Consider the following 19987-nt stretch of genomic DNA (forward strand, 5'->3'; position numbering starts at 1 on the left):
TCAAGTATTTTGTAGAAATTGTTGCCAGAGGAGATTAAGCGCGTAAGCCGTTGCCTGACGACGCACCGCCTCCCGGTCTCCGGCAAAACATTCACGCCGGGTCACGCCCTGCCCGTTCGCACAGGCCACGCCAAACCACACCGTGCCGACCGGTTTTTCCGCACTGCCGCCATCCGGCCCGGCGATGCCGCTCACCGAAATAGCATAGGTGGCGCGCGCCGCGCGCAGGGCGCCAACGGCCATCTCGACCACCACCGGCTCGCTCACCGCGCCGTGGCCGAGGAGCGTGGTCTCGCTGACGCCGATCATCTGCGATTTGGCTTCGTTACTGTAGGTCACGAACCCGCGTTCAAACCACGCGGAACTGCCGGCGATGTCGGTGAGCACTTTCGCGACCCAGCCGCCGGTACAGGACTCTGCCGTGGTCACCGTCGCAGCGCGAGCTTTTAATGCCAGCCCAACCTGCTCGCTCAGTTGCTTTAATTCAGAATCTGTCATTATCGCCCCGTTTAAGCCAGATAAAGAGGCCATCAAAGATAGCACTTTCAGCACCGATATGGGGATGAGGTCACGAATTTACGAGGGAGGTTCCGAAAATGAGCGGCCCCGACGACGCCGGGACCATCAGGACGTGTTTTACTTCATGCTGGCGGCGATCAGTTCGACGTTATGGCGCAACATCTTCACGTAGCTATCCGCCACGCCGCCCGGTTTCGAAAGCGCTTCCGGATAAAGTTCCCCACCCGGCTGCGCCCCCGTAGCGGCCGCAATTTGTTTCACCAGACGCGGATCGAGCTGGTTTTCCATAAACCAGGTATGGACGCCGTCGGCCTTAATTTGTTGAATCAGCGCCGCCACCTGCGCCGCGCTGGCTTCGCTTTCTGACGACAGCCCCTGTGGGGCCAGGAAGGTCACGCCATAGGCACGACCAAAGTAGCCAAACGCATCATGGCTGGTGAGCACTTTGCGTTTGGCCTGCGGAATTGCCGTGAACTGATTTTTTGCCCAACCGTCGATCTCCGTCAGTTGACCGATGTAGCGTTTCCCGGATGCCTCCAGCGCAGCTTTATCCTGCGGATCGGCTTTGATCAGGCCGTTGAGGATATTTTGCGCGTAAAGCGCGCCGTTAGCGGCGCTGTTCCACGCATGAGGGTCGGTAACCGTTTTGCCATCCTCATTGAGGGTGTGGGTTTTTACCCCGACAGACGCCACCACCAGCTCACCTTTAAAACCCGAAGCTTTGATTAATCTGTCGACCCAGCCTTCCAGTCCCAGACCGTTAACCACCACCACATCGGCTTTGCTCAGCAAGGCGCTATCCTGCGGCGAAGGTTCAAAGGTATGCGGATCGCCGTCCGGTCCCACCAGCGTATCAACATGGACATGTTCGCCCCCCACCTGCTGGACCATATCGCCCAGCACGGAAAAACTACTGACCACGTTAAGCGTTTTCGCCATCGCCCCCTGCGTTGCGAGGCCTAACGCCAGCGCCAGAATGACTGCGGTACGTTTCATCATATTTCCTTACCCCATTAATTTACGCCAGCTGACGACTAGTCGGCTGCGCGTGCCAAAAAACACCGAAATAAAAAAGATCCCGCTGGCGGTCAGCACGATGGACGGCCCGGCCGGTAAATTTGCCGTCCACGACAGGCTTAAACCCATCCAGGCACAAAAGCCGCCCATCAGCGCCGCCAGCAGCAAGGTACCGGGCAAGGTTCGCGCCCAGCAGCACGCCGCCACCGCCGGCAGCATCATCACGCCAACCGCCATCAACGTCCCCAGCACCTGGAATCCGGCAACCAGATTGAGCACCAGCAGCGCCAGGAACAGCCCGTGCAGCAGCGCCGGGAGCCGCGGGTGGTTCACCTGTAGCCAGGCGCTATCAAAGGCTTCGCTGACCAGCCCACGATAAAGCAGCGCGATGCAGAGCAGCGTCAGGCTGGCTACCCCGCTGACAAACAGCGCAGCGTCGTTATCCACCGCCAGAATCGAGCCAAACAGTAGATGCAGCAGATCAACGCTGGAGCCGCGCAGCGACACCAGCGTCACTCCCAGCGCCAGCGACCCGAGGTAAAACCCGGCAAAGCTGGCATCCTCTTTCAGCGGCGTGCGTCGGCTGACCCAGCCCGCCACCAGCGCCACGACAATTCCGGCGATAAAACCGCCGATAGTCATGGCCAGTAGCGACATACCGCTCACCAGGTAGCCCACCGCCACGCCGGGTAAAATGGCGTGCGACAGCGCATCGCCCATCAGACTCATTCGTCGCAGCAGTAAGAAGACGCCAAGCATGGTGGTGCTCAGAGAGAGCGCGAGGCACACCAGCAGCGCGCGGCGCATAAAGCCGAATTCAATAAAGGGCTGGAAAAAGGTGTGCCAGATCATGCCAGCCTCGCAGAGCCGAAGGCGGGCAGTACATCATCCGTATTCCCCCAGCGGGCGCGCTGCGGTTCCAGCAACAGCGTTTCCGGGAAATATTCAGCGACGCGCTGGTTATCATGCAGCACCGCCAGTATCGTCTGCCCGTGCTGATGCATCTCAAGGATCAGCCCCATCAGCTCGCGGCTGGTCGCTTCATCAATCCCGGTAAAGGGTTCATCCAGCATCACCAGCGGCGCCTGTTGCACGATGACTCTGGCAAACAGCATGCGCTGGAACTGCCCGCCGGAGAGCGCCTCAATCGGCGTTTTCGCCATCGATGCCAGCCCCACGCGCTCCAGTGCGGCACCGACCCGCCGCCGGAACTCGCCGCGGATCCCGCTCAGCAAAGAGACATGCGGCCAGGCCCCCTGACTCACCACGTCCTGTACCGTCAGCGGAAACTGCGATTCGAGAGCATGGCGCTGCGCCAGCCAGCCAATCACCGGACGCGAGACCGTCCAGCGCAGTCTGCCGCTGACCGGAGGAATAAAACCGGCCAGCGTTTTCAACAGCGTTGATTTACCGCAGCCGTTCAGGCCGACAATGGCCGTCATGCTGCCTGCCGCAATAACGCCGCTCAGGGCTGGCGTAATTGCCAGCTCTTCGTAACCTGCTACCAGGTGATCCAGTTCAATCATGGCAGGGTTACCGCCCACCAGGTCGCCAGCCACAGTAGCGCCAGAAGTACGCAGGCGATTCCTGCGCGTACCGCGGCGGATGTCATAAAAAGAGAAGTCACAGCTTTACCCGATCAATATGTTATAACGTAACAATATTAGATCGACGGAAAAATGTAAATCCGCGTCAACGGCGGGAAATGCTGCAAAATGTAACAGAACTCCCCTCATCGAGAGGGGAGTATCGGGGAAGGATTACTGTCCGCGGGCCTGAGCCACGGCCAGACCCAGCTGCCAGACGGCCATCGCGTAGTGGGTACTGTGGTTATAGCGGGTGATGGTGTAGAAGTTCGGCAGACCATACCAGTACTGATAACCGGTACCGATATCCAGGCGCAGCAGGCTGGCCTGCTGATGGTTGCCCAGCGCTTGCATCGGCGTCAAACCTGCAGCCGTAAGCTGCGCAATGCTGTAGTGGGTTTTGAAACCATTCTCCAGACCCGGCGCCTGACCCAGCGCCTGCACCGCAACCGGATCGCCACTCACCCAGCCGTGCTGTTTGAAATAGTTCGCCACGCTGCCGATAGCGTCCACCGGATCCCACAGGTTAATGTGCCCGTCGCCGTTGAAGTCCACCGCATACTGTTTATAAGAAGACGGCATAAACTGACCGTAACCCATTGCTCCGGCGAAAGATCCTTTCAGGTTTAACGGGTCATCTTGCTCGCTGCGCGCCATCAGCAGGAAGGTTTCCAGCTCGCCGGAGAAATAGTCGGCACGGCGCGGGTAGCTAAACGACAGCGTCGCCAGGGCGTCGAGGATGCGGGTTTTACCCATCACGCGCCCCCAGCGGGTCTCTACGCCAATAATGCCGACGATAATTTCCGGCGGCACGCCGTACACCTGCCAGGCGCGGTTCAGCGCATCCTGATACTGGTTCCAGAATACGACGCCGTTCTGCACGTTATCCGGGGTAATAAACTGTTTTTTGTAACGCAGCCAGGCGCCGTTAGGCCCTGACGGCGGTAGTCCGCTCGGTGCCTGACGGTCCATCAGGCGCAGAACGTAATCCAGGCGTTTGGCCTGCGAGAGGATCTCATGCAGCTGCTGTCTGTCGAAGCCATGCTTGCTCACCATTTTATCGATGAACTGCTCCGCCGCCGGGTTGTTGGCGAAATCGCCCCCCATCTCCACCACATTATGCTGCGGCTCCAGCAAAAAACCGCCGCCTCCCGCCGTCTGGGTTTCTGCGCTGATTTTAGGTTTGCTGCTGCAGGCAGCGAGGAGAACACACAGGGGAAGTAAAGCCAGATAGCGACGCTTCAACATGGGACATCCGTTTAACAAATTTGGCAAAGGATAATTATGGTAAAGCATGCGGCCATCAACAAGGAAGCGGCAATGTACTGGCGGACAAAATAGTCCCGACAGCCCCCCCCTTTCCGGTTCATTATCCGCCCGTTTATCCCCCCTTTGCGTCGGCAAATATCGCCCTCCTTGCGCACAAACTTTCAAAATAAAATATTTACCTTTCATTTTGCGATCAATTTAACACTTTTAAATCTTTCAAAGTGATTAAAATAAGCTGCCAGTTAGCAAGAAAAATAACACTCTGAATCTGAAGGAGAGAACCATGATTGAAGTCATTACCCACGGCGCCGAATGGTTTATCGGCCTGTTTCAGAAGGGGGGCGAGGTGTTTACCGGTATGGTTACCGGGATCCTGCCGCTTCTGATCAGTCTGCTGGTTATCATGAACGCGCTGATCAACTTTATCGGTCAGCAGCGGATCGAAAAGCTGGCGCAACGCTGCGCCGGTAATCCTGTCTCGCGCTATCTGCTGCTGCCCTGCATCGGCACCTTTGTGTTCTGTAACCCGATGACCCTGAGCCTCGGGCGCTTTATGCCCGAGAAGTACAAGCCCAGCTACTACGCGGCAGCCTCTTACAGCTGTCACTCCATGAATGGCCTGTTTCCCCATATCAACCCTGGCGAGCTGTTTGTCTATCTCGGGATTGCCAGCGGCCTGACCACGCTTGGCCTGCCGTTAGGTCCGCTGGCGGTGAGCTATCTGCTGGTGGGTCTGGTCACCAACTTCTTCCGCGGTTGGGTCACCGATCTGACCACCTCGATTTTTGAGAAAAAAATGGGCATTCAGCTTGAGCAAAAAGTTCATCTTTCCGGAGCAACCTCATGACCCGTATTCGTATTGAAAAAGGCGCCAGCGGCTGGGGCGGCCCCCTGGAACTGGATGCCGTTGCCGGTAAAAAGATCGTCTACATTACCGCCGGCACCCGTCCGGCAATCGTCGACAAGATAGCCAGTCTGACCGGCTGGCAGGCCGTCGACGGGTTCAAAGAAGGCGAGCCGCCGGAAGAGGAGATCGGCGTCGCCATTATCGACTGCGGCGGCACCTTACGCTGCGGCCTTTATCCGAAGCGTCGTATCCCGACCGTCAATATCCACGCCACCGGCAAATCCGGCCCGCTGGCGCAATATATCGTCGAAGATATTTACGTCTCCGGGGTAAAAGAGGAGAACATTCGCCTGTTGACCCGCGATGGCGCAGCCGCGCCAGAAACGAAGCCGGGCCAGCCAGCCCCGCGGGATTACGATACCAGCAAAAAAATTACCGAGCAGAGCGATGGCCTGCTGGCGAAGGTCGGCATGGGAATGGGCTCGGTGGTGGCGGTGCTGTTCCAGTCCGGACGCGACACCATCGACACGGTGCTGAAAACGATCCTGCCGTTTATGGCTTTCGTCTCGGCATTGATCGGCATCATCATGGCCTCCGGCATCGGCGACTGGATTGCCCACGGTCTGGCCCCGCTCGCCAGTCATCCTCTGGGCCTGGTCACGCTGGCGCTGATCTGCTCCTTCCCGCTGCTGTCGCCGTTCCTCGGCCCTGGCGCGGTTATCGCTCAGGTCATTGGCGTGCTGATCGGCGTGCAGATTGGCCTCGGCAATATTCCCCCGCACCTTGCACTCCCGGCGCTGTTCGCCATTAACGCCCAGGCCGCCTGCGATTTTATTCCGGTTGGGCTGTCGCTTGCCGAAGCCCGTCAGGACACGGTACGCGTCGGGGTTCCTTCGGTACTGGTGGGACGTTTTCTGACCGGCGCGCCAACGGTGCTTATAGCCTGGTTTGTGTCCGGATTTATTTACCAATAAGAGGTTCCTGAAGATGGCCGTGATTTACCAGACCACGATTACGCGCATCGGCGCCAGCGCGACGATGGCGCTTGAAGAACAGATGTTGATTACCTTTCGCGAAGGCGCACCGGCAGACATTGAAGAGTATTGCTTTATTCATAACCACGGCGAATTTTCCGGCGCGCTGTCGCCGGGCGCGGAACTCCAGCTTGGCGAACAACGCTATCCGGTCACCGCCGTCGGCGATGTCGCCGAACAGAATCTGCGCGAGCTGGGCCATATCACGCTGCGCTTTGATGGTCATCGCGAAGCGGAGTTTCCGGGGACGGTCCACGTGGCTGGCCCCGTGCCGGAGGCAATCGCCCCCGGCTGTATATTGAAATTTGTTGCATGAGTTGTCAGGAGAAGACTATGAATCAGGTTGCAGTTGTCATCGGCGGTGGACAAACCTTAGGCGAGTTTCTGAGCCGGGGCCTTGCCGCTCAGGGGTATCGGGTTGCGGTTGTGGATATCCAAAGCGATAAAGCCACGCGCGTCGCGCAGGCTATCAACGACGAGTATGGCGAAGGAATGGCGTACGGCTTTGGCGCCGATGCCACCAGCGAAGCCAGCGTGATGGCCCTCGCCCGCGGCGTGGACGAAATTTTCGCCCGGGTGGATCTGTTGGTGTACAGCGCCGGGATCGCCAAAGCGGCCTTTATCAGCGATTTCGCGCTCGGCGATTTTGACCGCTCGCTGCAGGTGAATCTGGTGGGCTACTTCCTCTGCGCTCGCGAATTTTCACGGCTGATGATTCGCGATGGCATCAAGGGGCGCATTATTCAGATCAACTCTAAATCCGGCAAAGTCGGCAGCAAGCACAATTCCGGCTATAGCGCGGCGAAGTTTGGCGGCGTCGGGTTGACCCAGTCGCTGGCGTTGGATCTGGCGGAATACGGCATTACCGTTCATGCATTGATGCTGGGCAACCTGTTGAAATCGCCGATGTTCCAGTCACTGCTGCCGCAATATGCCAGCAAACTGGGCATTGCCGAGGACGAAGTCGAACAGTATTACATCGACAAGGTGCCGCTGAAGCGCGGCTGCGACTATCAGGATGTCCTGAACGTCCTGATGTTTTATGCCAGCCCACAGGCCTCCTACTGCACCGGGCAGTCGATTAACATCACCGGCGGTCAGGTGATGTTTTAAACCCAGCGCCATCGGGCCGGGATGTCGTGTTCTCCCGGTGGCGCTGCGCTGACCGGGCTACAAACAACAGGCCCGCACGGCTTGCCGACGGGTCACCCGGACAGGTGCGTAGTACCGCCTCCGGGAAATAGCCCGCTGGTAAAGGTGCGTTCCCCGGTGGCGCTGCGCTGACCGGGCTACAAACAACAGGTCCGCGCGGCTTGCCGACGGGTAGCCCGGGTAAGGCGCTCGCGCCGCGACCCGGGTACTTCCCGACAACATCGCTTAAGGAAGGAGACTGTTATGGTTACCGCATTAATCACCGTCGCCGCCATCGCCTGGCTGGCGCAGCTGGGGCTTGGCGGCTGGCAGATTCGCCAGTTTAACCGCGCCTTTGACCGACTTTGCCTGCAAGGACGGGTCGGCGTCGGGCGCTCTGCGGGCCGCTTCAAACCGCGCGCGATCGTCGCCATCGCCTTTGACGACCACGATCGCGTCAGCGATACGCTGCTGATGCGAGGAGTGACCGTCTTCGCCCGCCCGCAAAAAATCCCCGCGATAAACGGGCAATATCGTGAGCAATTGCAGCCAGATATGATCTTTCCCCAGGATCCGCTCTGCCAGAATGCACTATCATTAGCGCTTAAACCGAAACATGTATAATTTCGTTGTAAAAGTAAATATCTTGCGAAATTATCATTTCGAAACTTAACGCAGGATAGGATACTACCGTTATGAAACCACGTCAGCGCCAGGCAGCTATTGTTGAGCACCTGCAAGCGCAGGGTAAATGCTCGGTTGAAGAGCTGGCGCAACACTTCGACACCACCGGCACCACCATCCGCAAGGATCTGGTGATCCTCGAAAATGCCGGTACCGTTATTCGTACCTACGGCGGCGTGGTCCTCAACAAAGATGAGTCCGACCCGCCTATCGATCATAAGACGCTGATTAACACCCATAAAAAAGCGCTGATCGCCGAAACCGCGGTGCGCTACATCCACGACGGCGATTCGATCATCCTCGATGCCGGCAGTACGGTGCTGCAAATAGTGCCGCTGCTCAGCCGCTTCAATAACATCACGGTCATGACCAACAGCCTGCATATCGTCAACGCGCTGTCCGAACTGGATAATGAACAAACGATCCTGATGCCCGGCGGCACCTTCCGTAAAAAATCTGCCTCCTTCCACGGACAGCTGGCGGAAAACGCCTTCGAGCAGTTCAGCTTCGACAAACTGTTTATGGGCAGCGATGGCATCGACCTGAACGCCGGCGTGACCACCTTCAACGAGGTCTATACCGTCAGTAAAGCGATGTGCAATGCCGCCAGAGAAGTGATCCTGATGGCTGACTCATCAAAATTTGGCCGTAAGAGCCCGAATATCGTCTGCGGCCTTGAGCGGGTGGACAAGCTGATTACCGATGCCGGTATTGACCCGACATTCCAGCGGGCGCTGGAAGAGCAAGGCATCGAAGTGATTATCACTGGAGAAGAACATGAGTAACTTTCTGTTAGAAGCCGGACGCCAGACTCTGATGCTGGAGCTACAGGAGGCCAGCCGTCTGCCTGAACGCCTGGGCGACGACTTCATCCGCGCGGCGGAAACCATCATCCACTGCGAAGGGAAACTGGTGGTCTCCGGTATCGGTAAGTCAGGCCATATTGGCAAAAAGCTGGCGGCCACTTTCGCCAGTACCGGCACCCCGGCCTTTTTTGTCCATCCGGCGGAGGCCCTGCACGGCGACCTCGGGATGCTGGATGGCCGCGACGTGATGCTGTTTATCTCCTACTCCGGCAGCGCCAAAGAGCTGGATCTCATCGTCCCGCGTCTGGAAGAGAAAGGGATCCCGCTGCTGGCGATGACCGGAAAATCGCAATCCCCGCTGGCGCTGGCGGCAAAAGCGGTACTGGATATCGCCGTCGAACGCGAAGCCTGCCCGATGCATCTGGCCCCCACCTCCAGCACCGTCAACACTCTGATGCTCGGCGACGCGCTGGCGATGGCGGTGATGCAGGCCCGCGGTTTCAATGAAGAAGATTTCGCCCGTTCACACCCCGCCGGCGCCCTCGGCGCGCGGCTGCTGAACAAGGTTCATCATCTGATGCGCCGCGACGACGATGTCCCGCGCGTCGATCTGGATACCCGCGTGATGGACGCGATGCTGGAGTTGAGTCGGACCGGGCTCGGTCTGGTCGCAGTCTGCGATACGCAAAACCGCGTACAGGGCGTCTTCACCGATGGCGACCTGCGCCGCTGGCTGGTCGGCGGCGGAACGCTCGACGATGCCGTTGCCCGGGCGATGACCCGCAATGGCGTCACCCTGCAGGCAGAAAGCCGCGCGGTCGAAGCCAAAGAGCGGCTGATGAAGCACAAAATCAGCGCCGCCCCGGTGGTCGACGAAAACGGCCTTCTGGTTGGGGCGATTAACCTGCAGAACTTCTATCAGGCCGGGATTCTTTAAGCCCCAGACGCTTCGCCAGCCGGTGCAGGTTGGCGACATCAAGCTCCAGCGCGCGGGCGGCGGCAGCCCAGTTGCGATGGTTATCCGCTAACGCGCGGGAAATCGCCTCGCGCTGGAAGGCCTCGGTCGCCGCGCGCAGATTGATAGCCTGCATCGGCGCCGACGGTGTCGCGGCGGGCAGCCCGGGCGCGTCGACGGCAAATTGAAAATGCGCCGGGGAGAGCCGCACCTCGTCGCCAGCCTGCGTCGCCCGCGCCAGCACCACCGCGCGATGAATCGCATGTTCCAGCTCACGCACGTTGCCAGGCCACGGCCAGTTGCGCAGCCTTGCCCGCGTGGCATCGCTCAGCACCACCTGCGCCAGCCCCATCCGCAGGCGACACTGCTCGCAGAAATACCCCGCCAGCAGCACCACATCATCGTCACGATCGCGCAACGCCGGCACCGAGAGCGGAAACACGCTCAGGCGGTGATAGAGATCGGCGCGAAAACGGCCGGCGATCACCTCCTGGCGCAGATCGCGGTTGGTGGCCGCCAGTACCCGCACGTCGACCCGCAGGCTGCGATCGTCGCCCACGCGCTGAATATCGCCGTACTGCAATACGCGCAGCAGCTTGGCCTGCAGCGCCAGCGACAGCTCCCCGATTTCATCAAGAAACAGGGTCCCGTTATCGGCCATTTCAAACTTGCCGCTGCGGTTGCTGATAGCCCCGGTAAACGCCCCTTTCACATGCCCGAACAGCTCGCTTTCCGCCACGCTCTCCGGCAGCGCCGCACAGTTCAGATAGATCAGCGGATTGGCCGCCCGCGCCGATCCCTGATGGACCGCTTTCGCCACCAGCTCTTTGCCGGTGCCGGTTTCTCCGCTAATCAGCACGTTCAAATCCGACGCGGCGACGATATCGATCTCTTTTTTCAACTGCTGTATCGGCGCCGACAGGCCGATAATCTCCTGGCGGTCGGGAGGCGTATAGCTCGCGCTCGCCTCCGGCAGCACGTTCTGATTTTCGAGGCGGGCAATGAGCAGCGCGTTATTCAGCGCCCCTGACACCAGCGCCGCAATCAGCCGTAGCTCCTCATCGCTGAAGCTATCGAAACGGTCGGCGTCCATCCCGTCGAGAGTCAAAGCGCCTATCAGGGTTTGTCCGGCAAACAGCGGCAGCCCTACGCAGGCGTGAACCTTGAGGCTCTCCTGGCCGGGAATCAACCCGTCATAAGGGTCGGGCAGATCGCTGTCCGCCGGAAAGCGCACGACGTCCCCCGCGCGGGCAATCGCCTCCAGCCGCGGGTGCCCGGCCAATGCAAAGCGTCGCCCCAGCACATCCTGCGCCAGTCCGTCGATCGCCAGCGGCACAAACTGATGGGCATCGTAGCGCAGCAGCGCCGAGGCATCACATCCCAGCACCTGCCGCAGGGTGGCTATCAAACGCGAGAACCGGTCGGCGTGACCAATATCGCTTTGTAAATCAATGGCGATTTTCGCCAGTACCTCTACGGAAAAGCTCATTGCAGCCCCATTGTCATTTTGACATTAATCATTGTCATAACGACTATTTTAACCATTGTCATTTTGACATCAACCGCTTTAAGAAGAAAATATAAAAACATTTAAAATCAATAAATTAAAAAGTTGGCATGCAACTTGATATAAGCAATTCATCTTATCTGAACACGCTGAATTAATTGAGGTGGCTATGTCTGTTGTGGTTAAAAATAATATTCATTGGGTTGGCCAACGTGACTGGGAAGTGCGTGATTTTCACGGTACTGAATACAAAACGCTGCGCGGCAGTAGCTACAACAGCTATCTCATCCGTGAAGAGAAAAATATCCTGATTGATACCGTCGATCATAAATTCAGCCGCGAGTTCGTGCAGAACCTGCGTAGCGAGATCGATCTTGCCGATATTGACTGCATCGTGATTAACCATGCGGAAGAAGACCATGCCGGCGCGCTGACCGAGCTGATGAACAGTATCCCGGATACGCCGATTTACTGCACCGCCAACGCCATTGACTCCATAACCGGCCATCACCATCACCCGGAGTGGAACTTTAAGGTGGTGAAAACCGGGGACAGCCTCGACATCGGTAACGGCAAGCAGCTGATCTTCGTCGAAACGCCGATGCTGCACTGGCCGGACAGCATGATGACCTATATGACCGGCGATGCGGTGCTGTTCAGCAACGACGCCTTCGGCCAGCACTACTGCGACGAGCACCTGTTTAATGACGAAGTCGATCAGAGCGAGCTGTTCGAGCAGTGTCAGCGCTACTATGCCAACATCCTGACCCCGTTCAGCCGCCTGGTGACGCCAAAAATCACCGAAATCCTCGGCTTTAACCTGCCGGTCGACATGATAGCCACCTCCCACGGCGTGGTCTGGCGCGACAACCCGACGCAAATCGTTGAGCTGTACCTGAAATGGGCCGCAGATTACCAGGAAGACCGCATCACGCTCTTCTATGACACCATGTCGAACAATACCCGCATGATGGCCGATGCGATAGCCCAGGGAATTACCGACATGGACCCGCGCGTGGCGGTGAAAATCTTCAACGTCGCCCGCAGCGATAAAAACGAAATCCTGACCAACGTCTTCCGCTCAAAAGGGGTGCTGGTCGGCACCTCGACCATGAATAATGTGATGATGCCGAAAATAGCCGGACTGGTTGAAGAGATGACCGGCCTGCGTTTTCGCAACAAGCGCGCCAGCGCCTTCGGCTCTCACGGCTGGAGCGGCGGTGCGGTCGATCGCCTGTCCACCCGCTTACAGGATGCCGGCTTTGAAATGTCGCTGAGCCTGAAGGCCAAATGGCGCCCGGACCTCGACGCGCTGGAAATTTGCCGCGAACACGGCCGCGAAATTGCCCGCCAGTGGGCGCTCTCACCGCTGCCGGTCGCCGAAGCCACCCCGGTGGAACAGGAAAACTGCGCCTGTGCAGCAGCAGCCGATCTCGGCCCGTCGATGCAGTGCAGCGTCTGCCAGTGGGTTTACGATCCGGCGAAAGGCGAACCGAACCAGGATGTCCAGCCGGGGACGCCGTGGAGCGAGGTCCCGGATAACTTCCTGTGCCCGGAATGCTCTCTCGGCAAAGAGGTATTTGACGTACTGGCGACGGAGGCAAAATGAGTGATGGCATCGTCATCATCGGCTCGGGCTTTGCGGCCCGTCAGCTGGTGAAAAATATCCGCAAGCAGGATACCCACATTCCGCTGACGCTGATCGCCGCCGACAGCATGGATGAGTACAACAAACCGGACCTCAGCCATGTGGTCAGCCGCGGCCAACGTGCCGACGATCTGACCCTGCAAACGGCGGGCGAATTCGCCGAACAGTACCATCTGCGTCTGTTTCCGCACACCTGGGTCAGTGGCATCGACGCCGGAGCGAAAGTGGTGAAAAGTGAGGATCGTCAATGGCGCTACGACAAGCTGGTGCTGGCGACGGGCGCAGCGCCGTTTATTCCGCCGGTGCGGGGGCACGAGCTGATGCAGACCCTCAACAGCCAGCGCGAATACGGCGCCGCGCAGAGTCAGCTCCACGATGCGCAACGCGTGCTGATCGTCGGCGGCGGCCTGATTGGCTGCGAGCTGGCGATGGACTTCTGCCGCGCCGGGAAAGCGGTGACGGTGGTCGATAACTCCGCCAGCGTGCTCTCTGCGCTGATGCCGCCGGAAGTCAGCAGTCGTCTGCAGCATCGGCTCACCGATATGGGCGTGCACCTGATGTTGAAAACGCAGCTTGAAGGACTGGAGCAAACCGCCGCCGGCATACGCATCAGCCTTGATCGTCAGCGCAGCGTCACCGTCGATGCGGTCGTGGCCGCCGCCGGTCTGCGCCCGGAAACGGCGCTGGCGCGCCATGCCGGGTTGATGATTCGTCGTGGCGTGGTGGTGAACAGCCGGCTGCAGACCAGCGATCCGGCCATTTACGCCCTCGGCGACTGCGCGGAAATCAATGGCAGCGTCCTGCCGTTTCTACAGCCAATTTTACTGAGCGCGATGTGCCTTGCGAAAAACCTGCTGGCGCAGGCGAGCGAACTGACCCTGCCGCCGATGCTGGTAAAGGTCAAAACGCCGGATCTGCCGCTGCATCTGGCCGGTGAGATGCAGCGAGACGATCTGACGTGGAATCTGCTTGCCGCCAAAGAGGGGCTGGTGGCGAAAGGGGTGGATGCCGCTAACCAACTGCGCGCCTTTGTCGTCAGCGAAGACAAAATGAAAGAGGCCTTTGCGCTGCTCAAACAATTGGTGAGTTAACCTGCCCGGACGGACATTATTCCCGGGTCGCGGCGCAAGCGCCTTACCCGGGCTACCGGTCGGTATTCGTCCCGTAGACCCACGCAAGCGCAGCGCCGCCGGGCATCATGCCAGCCTGGCTAAGGTAGCCCGGCTAAGCGCAGCGCAAGCCGGGGAAATCAACCAGCCCGGGCGGGCATTATTCCCGGGTTGCGGCGCAAGCGCCTTACCCGGGCTACCGGTCGGCATTCGCTCCGTAGGCCCGCGCAAGCGCAGCGCCGCCGGGCATCATGCCAGCCTGGCTCAGGTAGCCCGGCTAAGCGCAGCGCAAGCCGGGGAAATCAACCAGCCCGGACAGACGTTATTCCCGGGTTGCGGCGTAAACGCCTTACCCGGGCTACGCTTCTGTGCCGGTATTTTGCCGGGTGGCGCGATGCTTACCCGGCCTACAGCTCGACCTTCACCCCGTAGCCCCGCGCAAGCGCAGCGCCGCCGGGCATCATGCCAGCCTGGCTCAGGTAGTCCGGCTAAGCGCAGCGCAAGCCGGGGGGAATCAACCTGCCCGGACGGGCATTATTCCCGTATTAACCTGCCCAAACGAACGTTATTCCCGGGTTGCGGCGCAAGCGCCTTACCCGGGCTACGCTTCTGCGCCGGTATTTTGCCGGGTGGCGCGATGCTTACCTGGCCTACAGCTCGACCTTCATCCCGTAGGCCCGCGCAAGCGCAGCGCCGCCGGGCATCATGCCAGCCTGGCTCAGGTAGCCCGGCTAAACGCAGCGCGAGCCGGGGGAATCCCCAGCCTGGCACGCCAGATTATCGTAACCGCGCCAGCGGTAGTTGAGCACCGACAGCGCCCAGCAGGCGACAAACAGCCCGATAACCACAAAACCGGCGTCGCCGAGATTATCGTTCAGCGCGCCGACCCAGCGCCATAGCCCGCCACTAAGCGAAAACTTGTCCATCAGCAGCCCCAGCGCTTCCAGACCACCGATAAATAATGCCACTACCACCGACGTGCCGGTAATGGTCATATTGTAATAGAGCTTGCGCTGCGGCTTGCTAAATGCCCAGCCGTAGGCGCCGACCATCAGCACATTATCGAGGGTATCCACCAACGCCATCCCGCTGGCAAACAGCGCCGGAAAGACCATGATCGACCAGATGGACATGCCGCTTGACGCGCTGGCGGCAGAAATCCCCAGCACGCCGATCTCGGTGGCGGTATCAAATCCGAGGCCGAACAGAAAGCCCACCAGATACATCTGCCAGCTACGGCTAATCAGACGAAAGGTTTTACCGAACAGCCAGCTCATCATGCCGCCGCCGGTCGCCACCTCATCGCTCACCTTGCCGCCTCTCTTCCACGCGCGAAAACTGCGCCAGACGCTGCGTAAAATCACCAGATTGATAAACGCCATCAGTAATAAAAACAGCGCCGAGACCGCCGTGCCAATCACGCTGCCGGTATCGTGAAGCCAGCTCATCTGCCGACCGAAAGCGGTGGCGGTCGCGGCAATCGCCGCCGAAGCCAGCACCACAATCGACGAGTGACCCAATGAGAACCAGGCTCCGACGGCAAAGGGTCGACACCCCTGCTGCATCATTTTGCGAGTGACGCTGTCGATCGCCGCGATATGGTCGGCATCGACCGCATGGCGCAATCCATACCCCCAGGCCAACAGACTCGCCGCCATCAGCGCGCCGCTATCGCCAAACGCCTGCCAGGCCCAGCACCAGGCCAGCAGATTTGCCACAATCAGTCCCAGCACCAGCGCGGCGGCACGCGGCTGCTGGCGTAAAATTGTCACTATCATGATGATGCCCTGTGAGCCTGCCAGCGGGCTGCGGCCACGACCGCCTGACCAAACGCGATGGCCCCATCGCCGGCAGGGAGCTGCTGCGGAAACAGCAGAGTAAAATCCGCCAGATAAAAGGTCAATCGTGAGACCAGCAGCCGGTTATGCAACACGCCGCCGCTGAATGCCAGCGTAGTTATCCCCCGCGACGTCGCACAATCGCGCGCCATCGCAGCCACTCCGCAGGCGAGCGCATCGTGAAAGGCCCAGGCTTTTTGTTCGCGGTTCGCCCGCCATCCCAGCCACTGCGGCCAGAAGGTGGCCAGATCCAGTTCGCCCGCCTGCCACGGCAAGCGGACAGGATGCGTGACGCCATCGCAGGCGCTGGCTAACGCCTCCAGCCGACAGGCCGACTCCCCCTCATAGCTCAGGCTGTCCGCCGCGCAGCCCAGCGCGCAGGCCACCGCATCAAACAATCGCCCGCAGGACGACGCCTTCGGCGCATTCATCCCCCGCGCAATAGCCCGTGCCAGCAGCGGCCAGTTGTGCCGGCGCAGCGCCGCGGTTTGCGCATCGTGTTGCCAGTCGTCGACGTAGGCCAGGCAGTGGGCCAGCAGATTGCGCCACGGCTGACGAGCCGCCAGATCGCCGCCGGGGAGCGCCACCGCCGGTAGTCCGCCGAGGCGTTCGCACTGCCGGTAGTTGACCCGCAGGCACTCGCCGCCCCACAACGCGCCGTCTTCCCCCATACCGATACCGTCAAGGACCACGGCTATCACCTCGCCGCCGTCCAGCGGCCAGCCGTGTTCCGCCAGGCAGGCGGCGGCATGGGCATGGTGATGCAGGACACGCTCAACCGGCAGCGCCAACGAGGCCGCCCACTGCGTCGAGCGGTAGCCCGGATGCGCATCGCTGACCACCAGGCTGGGGGTGAAACCATAAACCTCTTGCATCAGACGCCGCGCCTGATGCCACTGTTGTTCTACGCCCTCATCGCCGAGGTCGCCGAAGTGCTGGCTCAGTACCGCCTGCTCTCCACGCGCCAGACAAAAGGTATTTTTCATATCGGCGCCGAGGCACAGCAGCGGCGGCACGTCACGAAACCCCGGCGGTAGCGGCATCGCGTCGGGCACATAGCCCCGCGAACGACGTAGCATTTCACCACTTTGCCGCACCACCGAGTCATCCATCCGCTGCACGATGTCGCGATTGTGCAGCAGAAAGCCATCGGCAATCCCGGCCAAATCGCGCAGCGCATCGGCGTTGGCGATCGCCGGCGGCCGTCCGCTCAGGTTGCCGGAGGTCATCACTAAAGGTCGTGCCAGCGCCTGCAAAACCAGATGCTGCAACGGATTAGATGGCAGCATCACCCCCACTTCATGCAGCGCGGGCGCAATGTCGTCACACAGGCCATCAACCTGTGATTTCTCGATCAATACGATGGGCGCTGCGGGTGACGTCAGTAACGCCTGCGCCGCTTCCGGCAGGCTGTCTGCCGTCGGCAGCATCACCGCCAGCGGCTTTGCCGGACGATGTTTGCGCGCGCGCAGCAACGCCACCGCGCGCGGATTCCCGGCGTCACACACCAGGTGAAAACCACCCACCCCCTTGATGGCGACAATCAGTCCGTCTTGCAACTGGCGAATGGCCGCCTGCAAGGCCGCCTCTCCGGTCAGCGATTGCGCTTCAGTACGCCACTCCAGACGCGGGCCGCAGTCGGCGCAGGCCACCGGCTGAGCATGAAAACGTCGGTCGCCAGGGTGGCGATACTCGGCCTCGCAGCGCGGACAGAGGGGAAAAGGGGCCATTGAGGTAAAGGGACGGTCATAGGGCATCGCGCGAATAATGGTGAAACGCGGCCCACAGTGGGTACAGTTAATAAACGGATAGCGGTAGCGGCGCTCCTGCGGATTGTTCATCTCCGCCAGGCACGCCGGACAGGTGGCCGCATCGGGCACAATCTGGGTACGCATACTGCCGCCGCCGCTTTCGCGGATGGCGAAATCCTGCGGCTGCCTACACCAGTGAAACGGCCGGGTTTCCACGCTGTCGATGCGCGCCAGCGGCGGGCAGCGGCGGGTCAGCGCGGCGAGAAACGCCGCCTCATCGCCCAGCAGGCGCACCAGTACCCCGTCACCGTCGTTACATACGTCGCCGCAGCGTGCTGACTGCTGCGCCAGCTGCCAGACAAAGGGGCGGAAGCCCACCCCCTGCACTTTACCGCGAATGCGAATCTGCACCCCGTTCATCGTGCCATAGCCTTACCAGGCCAGCGCCGTACGACGACGTTTTTCGCTATTCATCTGCTCGAGCTTATTGCGATCCACGCAAACCAGCGCATGCGTCGGGCAGGCCCCTATACAGGCGGGCCCCTCTTCGCGGTGATGACAAAGATCGCATTTATTGGCTTCCGCTTTTTCCGCCATCACGTTCAGCCCGGCACCGCTATGACGAATCACCGGACGCACGACCACCTCCATAGCGCCGTAGGGACAGGCCACCACGCAGGTTTTACAGCCGATGCAGCGCTCCTGCATCACGTGGATAAAGCCTTTATCCCGGCTAATAGCGCCGTTCGGACAGACGTTGGCGCACGGCGCGTCTTCACACTGACGACAGGCGGTCGCCGTCGAGACGTTAACGCCTTTGATCACATGGATACGCGGTAAGAAGGATTTGGGCGTCAGCGCGGCGCAGTCCTGATTTTCCTGATGAGAGACCACGCAGGCCACTTCACAGGTGCGGCAGCCGATGCATTTGCTTGCGTCGGCGATAATGAAACGGTTCATCCATTTCTCCAGCAGTAAGAAGGTTACGCGGCGGAGTATGCATAATACGTTCCAGTTTTTATCACACTGATATTAAAGGAAATGAATAATATAAAGACGAAGAACCGATTCTGTCATCGTCACATCTGACGATGACAGGTGACGACGTCAGGCGAACGGTCCCGGGGCTATCGAGTCACGTTCAAGCAACTCGCCAGGGAAGGTTTGCTGATATTTAAAATCGCCGCCGTCGAGCATAAAGATCAGTCGGTTAATGCTCTCCTTGATCATCTCCGTCACCGGTATTTTGACGCTGGAGAGCGCCGGAACCATATACGGTGCCAGCACGATATCATCGAAGCCGATGACCGAGACCTGCTGCGGGATCCGCACGCCCTGCTGATGTAGCTGCTTCATCGCGCCAATCGCCATGTCGTCATTGCTCGCCACCAGCGCACTGTAACGGACATCGCGCCGACGCAGCGTCTCTACGCCGGCCGCGCCGGTTTCCGGCGTCCACCGGCCCTCAACAATCAGCTCATTATTCAGCGAAATCCCGTGTTTCGTCAGCGCATCTTTATAGCCGGAAAGGCGTTCAATCCCGGTTGGCGAGTCCAGCGAGCCGGTGATAAACGCAATATCGCGATGACCGCGGGTAATCAGCTTTTCGACCGCCATAAACGCCGAGGCTTTTTGATCGGACCAGACGCAGTGGCTGGCATTGCGCCGCAGGCGGCGGTTGAGCACCATAATCGGCTGCGCCTGGTTTTCCACGATCTCGTCCATTTCATCAACGCTGAGAAAACGCGGATAGATGATAATGGCATCGCAGCGCAGGTCGAGCAGGTGCTGGATCGCCGCGCGCTCTTCTTCGGCGCTGTGCTTGCCGTCGGCCAGAATCAGCTGGCGTCCTTTGTCTTCCGTCATCCGCGCAACGTGAAACAACAACTCGCTAAAATAGACCCCGTGATAAAGGGTGTTGGTCACCACCAGCCCCAGCGTCTGACTCTTTCTGGTGGCCAGGTTACGCGCCAGCAGATTCGGCCGGTAGCCGCTTTCCGCCACGGCCTGGAATACGCGATCTTTCGTTTCCTGGCTGACATAGCCGTTGCCCGACAGCACCCGGGAAACGGTCGCCTTCGAGACGCCCGCGCGTTTCGCCACCTCCAGCATCGTTGCCATGTTGTTCTTCCTGTTGCAAAAGATGCCCGCAGTGTACTGCACGCCTCGCCGTTTTACAGCTTTGACTCGCGCGCAACGCAGATTCTTTCCCGCCTCACATAGCGATCGAAATCACAAAACGGAAAAATGATTTTTTTAGATCTTGTTAGAACAAATGAAACTCAT

At 59.7% G+C, this 19987-nt stretch carries 19 protein-coding genes; 9 read left to right on the forward strand and 10 right to left on the reverse strand.

Annotated features, from left to right (window positions below; all coding sequences use genetic code 11):
* The 5 genes from pncC to mltB all read right to left on the reverse strand — a co-directional run bounded on the left by pncC (position 1) and on the right by mltB (position 4370).
* Entirely contained in the window at positions 1 to 498 is a 498-nt protein-coding gene (gene pncC / locus FNY10_RS19600; RefSeq protein WP_100686503.1) for a nicotinamide-nucleotide amidase, read from the reverse strand.
* 138 nt (positions 499 to 636) lie between these two features.
* Positions 637 to 1515: a metal ABC transporter substrate-binding protein gene (locus FNY10_RS19605; RefSeq protein ID WP_160703123.1), complete on the reverse strand. Its 879-nt coding sequence runs from the start codon at positions 1513 to 1515 to the stop codon at positions 637 to 639.
* A 9-nt stretch (positions 1516 to 1524) separates the two neighbouring features.
* Positions 1525 to 2388, reverse strand: coding sequence for a metal ABC transporter permease (locus FNY10_RS19610; protein ID WP_160703125.1), 864 nt, complete (start codon positions 2386 to 2388; stop codon positions 1525 to 1527).
* Entirely contained in the window at positions 2385 to 3095 is a 711-nt protein-coding gene (locus tag FNY10_RS19615; RefSeq protein WP_160703127.1) for a metal ABC transporter ATP-binding protein, read from the reverse strand. Before FNY10_RS19615 ends, FNY10_RS19610 begins: the two co-directional genes overlap by 4 nt.
* A 201-nt stretch (positions 3096 to 3296) precedes the next feature.
* Positions 3297 to 4370 (reverse strand): lytic murein transglycosylase B, encoded by a 1074-nt coding sequence (mltB, locus tag FNY10_RS19620; protein WP_160703129.1) that lies wholly within the window; start codon positions 4368 to 4370, stop codon positions 3297 to 3299.
* A 304-nt stretch (positions 4371 to 4674) separates the two neighbouring features.
* Here mltB and srlA point away from each other — a divergent pair, with 304 nt between their 5' ends.
* The 7 genes from srlA to gutQ all read left to right on the forward strand — a co-directional run bounded on the left by srlA (position 4675) and on the right by gutQ (position 9830).
* Positions 4675 to 5238, forward strand: coding sequence for a PTS glucitol/sorbitol transporter subunit IIC (srlA, locus tag FNY10_RS19625; protein WP_100686499.1), 564 nt, complete (start codon positions 4675 to 4677; stop codon positions 5236 to 5238).
* Positions 5235 to 6212 (forward strand): PTS glucitol/sorbitol transporter subunit IIB, encoded by a 978-nt coding sequence (locus FNY10_RS19630; RefSeq protein ID WP_160703131.1) that lies wholly within the window; start codon positions 5235 to 5237, stop codon positions 6210 to 6212. The genes srlA and FNY10_RS19630 overlap by 4 nt, the downstream gene beginning before the upstream one ends.
* A 13-nt stretch (positions 6213 to 6225) precedes the next feature.
* Positions 6226 to 6588, forward strand: coding sequence for a PTS glucitol/sorbitol transporter subunit IIA (gene srlB / locus FNY10_RS19635; RefSeq protein WP_160703133.1), 363 nt, complete (start codon positions 6226 to 6228; stop codon positions 6586 to 6588).
* A gap of 17 nt (positions 6589 to 6605) precedes the next feature.
* A complete protein-coding gene (gene srlD / locus FNY10_RS19640; RefSeq protein ID WP_032691005.1) occupies positions 6606 to 7385 on the forward strand; it encodes a sorbitol-6-phosphate dehydrogenase in 780 nt (259 codons plus the stop codon).
* Positions 7386 to 7667: 282 nt separating this feature from the next.
* Positions 7668 to 8027: a transcriptional regulator GutM gene (gene gutM, locus FNY10_RS19645; protein ID WP_160703135.1), complete on the forward strand. Its 360-nt coding sequence runs from the start codon at positions 7668 to 7670 to the stop codon at positions 8025 to 8027.
* A 71-nt stretch (positions 8028 to 8098) separates the two neighbouring features.
* On the forward strand, positions 8099 to 8872 hold the full coding sequence (srlR, locus tag FNY10_RS19650; protein ID WP_160703137.1) for a glucitol operon DNA-binding transcriptional repressor SrlR: 774 nt from the start codon (positions 8099 to 8101) through the stop codon (positions 8870 to 8872).
* Positions 8865 to 9830 (forward strand): arabinose-5-phosphate isomerase GutQ, encoded by a 966-nt coding sequence (gene gutQ, locus FNY10_RS19655; RefSeq protein ID WP_141963733.1) that lies wholly within the window; start codon positions 8865 to 8867, stop codon positions 9828 to 9830. The genes srlR and gutQ overlap by 8 nt, the downstream gene beginning before the upstream one ends.
* Here gutQ and norR read toward each other — a convergent pair.
* Positions 9793 to 11337, reverse strand: a complete 1545-nt coding sequence (gene norR / locus FNY10_RS19660; protein ID WP_160703139.1) for a nitric oxide reductase transcriptional regulator NorR — start codon at positions 11335 to 11337, stop codon at positions 9793 to 9795. The two genes, gutQ and norR, sit on opposite strands and share 38 nt — an antisense overlap.
* Positions 11338 to 11524: 187 nt before the next feature.
* Between norR and norV the strand changes: the two genes are divergently transcribed.
* The gene (norV, locus tag FNY10_RS19665; protein ID WP_131048924.1) at positions 11525 to 12964 is read left to right on the forward strand and encodes an anaerobic nitric oxide reductase flavorubredoxin; all 1440 of its coding nucleotides are present in this window, start codon (positions 11525 to 11527) and stop codon (positions 12962 to 12964) included.
* Positions 12961 to 14094 (forward strand): NADH:flavorubredoxin reductase NorW, encoded by a 1134-nt coding sequence (gene norW / locus FNY10_RS19670; protein ID WP_160703141.1) that lies wholly within the window; start codon positions 12961 to 12963, stop codon positions 14092 to 14094. Before norV ends, norW begins: the two co-directional genes overlap by 4 nt.
* A gap of 749 nt (positions 14095 to 14843) precedes the next feature.
* Here the strand turns inward: norW and FNY10_RS19675 are convergent.
* The 4 genes from FNY10_RS19675 to FNY10_RS19690 all read right to left on the reverse strand — a co-directional run bounded on the left by FNY10_RS19675 (position 14844) and on the right by FNY10_RS19690 (position 19822).
* Complete coding sequence (locus FNY10_RS19675; protein ID WP_131048926.1) at positions 14844 to 15890, reverse strand: HoxN/HupN/NixA family nickel/cobalt transporter; 1047 nt, start codon at positions 15888 to 15890, stop codon at positions 14844 to 14846.
* Positions 15887 to 18121, reverse strand: a complete 2235-nt coding sequence (gene hypF, locus FNY10_RS19680) for a carbamoyltransferase HypF (protein WP_160703143.1) — start codon at positions 18119 to 18121, stop codon at positions 15887 to 15889. The genes FNY10_RS19675 and hypF overlap by 4 nt, the downstream gene beginning before the upstream one ends.
* 12 nt (positions 18122 to 18133) lie before the next feature.
* On the reverse strand, positions 18134 to 18661 hold the full coding sequence (gene hydN / locus FNY10_RS19685) for an electron transport protein HydN (protein ID WP_131048928.1): 528 nt from the start codon (positions 18659 to 18661) through the stop codon (positions 18134 to 18136).
* A 147-nt stretch (positions 18662 to 18808) separates the two neighbouring features.
* Positions 18809 to 19822 (reverse strand): LacI family DNA-binding transcriptional regulator, encoded by a 1014-nt coding sequence (locus tag FNY10_RS19690; RefSeq protein ID WP_131048929.1) that lies wholly within the window; start codon positions 19820 to 19822, stop codon positions 18809 to 18811.
* Between the last annotated feature and the right edge of the window lie 165 nt (positions 19823 to 19987).

The sequence above is a fragment of the Klebsiella sp. Lac1 genome (assembly GCF_009825425.1).
GTDB classification, from domain to species: domain Bacteria; phylum Pseudomonadota; class Gammaproteobacteria; order Enterobacterales; family Enterobacteriaceae; genus Klebsiella; species Klebsiella electrica.

Excerpts from the sequence above, each read along its gene's own strand:
- pncC (WP_100686503.1), bottom strand. The coding sequence starts at position 498 with ATGACAGATTCTGAATTAAAGCAACTGAGCGAGCAGGTTGGGCTGGCA.
- FNY10_RS19605 (WP_160703123.1), bottom strand. The coding sequence starts at position 1,515 with ATGAAACGTACCGCAGTCATTCTGGCGCTGGCGTTAGGCCTCGCAACG.
- FNY10_RS19610 (WP_160703125.1), bottom strand. The coding sequence starts at position 2,388 with ATGATCTGGCACACCTTTTTCCAGCCCTTTATTGAATTCGGCTTTATG.
- mltB (WP_160703129.1), bottom strand. The coding sequence starts at position 4,370 with ATGTTGAAGCGTCGCTATCTGGCTTTACTTCCCCTGTGTGTTCTCCTC.
- srlA (WP_100686499.1), top strand. The coding sequence starts at position 4,675 with ATGATTGAAGTCATTACCCACGGCGCCGAATGGTTTATCGGCCTGTTT.
- FNY10_RS19630 (WP_160703131.1), top strand. The coding sequence starts at position 5,235 with ATGACCCGTATTCGTATTGAAAAAGGCGCCAGCGGCTGGGGCGGCCCC.
- srlB (WP_160703133.1), top strand. The coding sequence starts at position 6,226 with ATGGCCGTGATTTACCAGACCACGATTACGCGCATCGGCGCCAGCGCG.
- srlD (WP_032691005.1), top strand. The coding sequence starts at position 6,606 with ATGAATCAGGTTGCAGTTGTCATCGGCGGTGGACAAACCTTAGGCGAG.
- gutM (WP_160703135.1), top strand. The coding sequence starts at position 7,668 with ATGGTTACCGCATTAATCACCGTCGCCGCCATCGCCTGGCTGGCGCAG.
- srlR (WP_160703137.1), top strand. The coding sequence starts at position 8,099 with ATGAAACCACGTCAGCGCCAGGCAGCTATTGTTGAGCACCTGCAAGCG.
- gutQ (WP_141963733.1), top strand. The coding sequence starts at position 8,865 with ATGAGTAACTTTCTGTTAGAAGCCGGACGCCAGACTCTGATGCTGGAG.
- norR (WP_160703139.1), bottom strand. The coding sequence starts at position 11,337 with ATGAGCTTTTCCGTAGAGGTACTGGCGAAAATCGCCATTGATTTACAA.
- norV (WP_131048924.1), top strand. The coding sequence starts at position 11,525 with ATGTCTGTTGTGGTTAAAAATAATATTCATTGGGTTGGCCAACGTGAC.
- norW (WP_160703141.1), top strand. The coding sequence starts at position 12,961 with ATGAGTGATGGCATCGTCATCATCGGCTCGGGCTTTGCGGCCCGTCAG.
- FNY10_RS19675 (WP_131048926.1), bottom strand. The coding sequence starts at position 15,890 with ATGATAGTGACAATTTTACGCCAGCAGCCGCGTGCCGCCGCGCTGGTG.
- hypF (WP_160703143.1), bottom strand. The coding sequence starts at position 18,121 with ATGAACGGGGTGCAGATTCGCATTCGCGGTAAAGTGCAGGGGGTGGGC.
- hydN (WP_131048928.1), bottom strand. The coding sequence starts at position 18,661 with ATGAACCGTTTCATTATCGCCGACGCAAGCAAATGCATCGGCTGCCGC.
- FNY10_RS19690 (WP_131048929.1), bottom strand. The coding sequence starts at position 19,822 with ATGGCAACGATGCTGGAGGTGGCGAAACGCGCGGGCGTCTCGAAGGCG.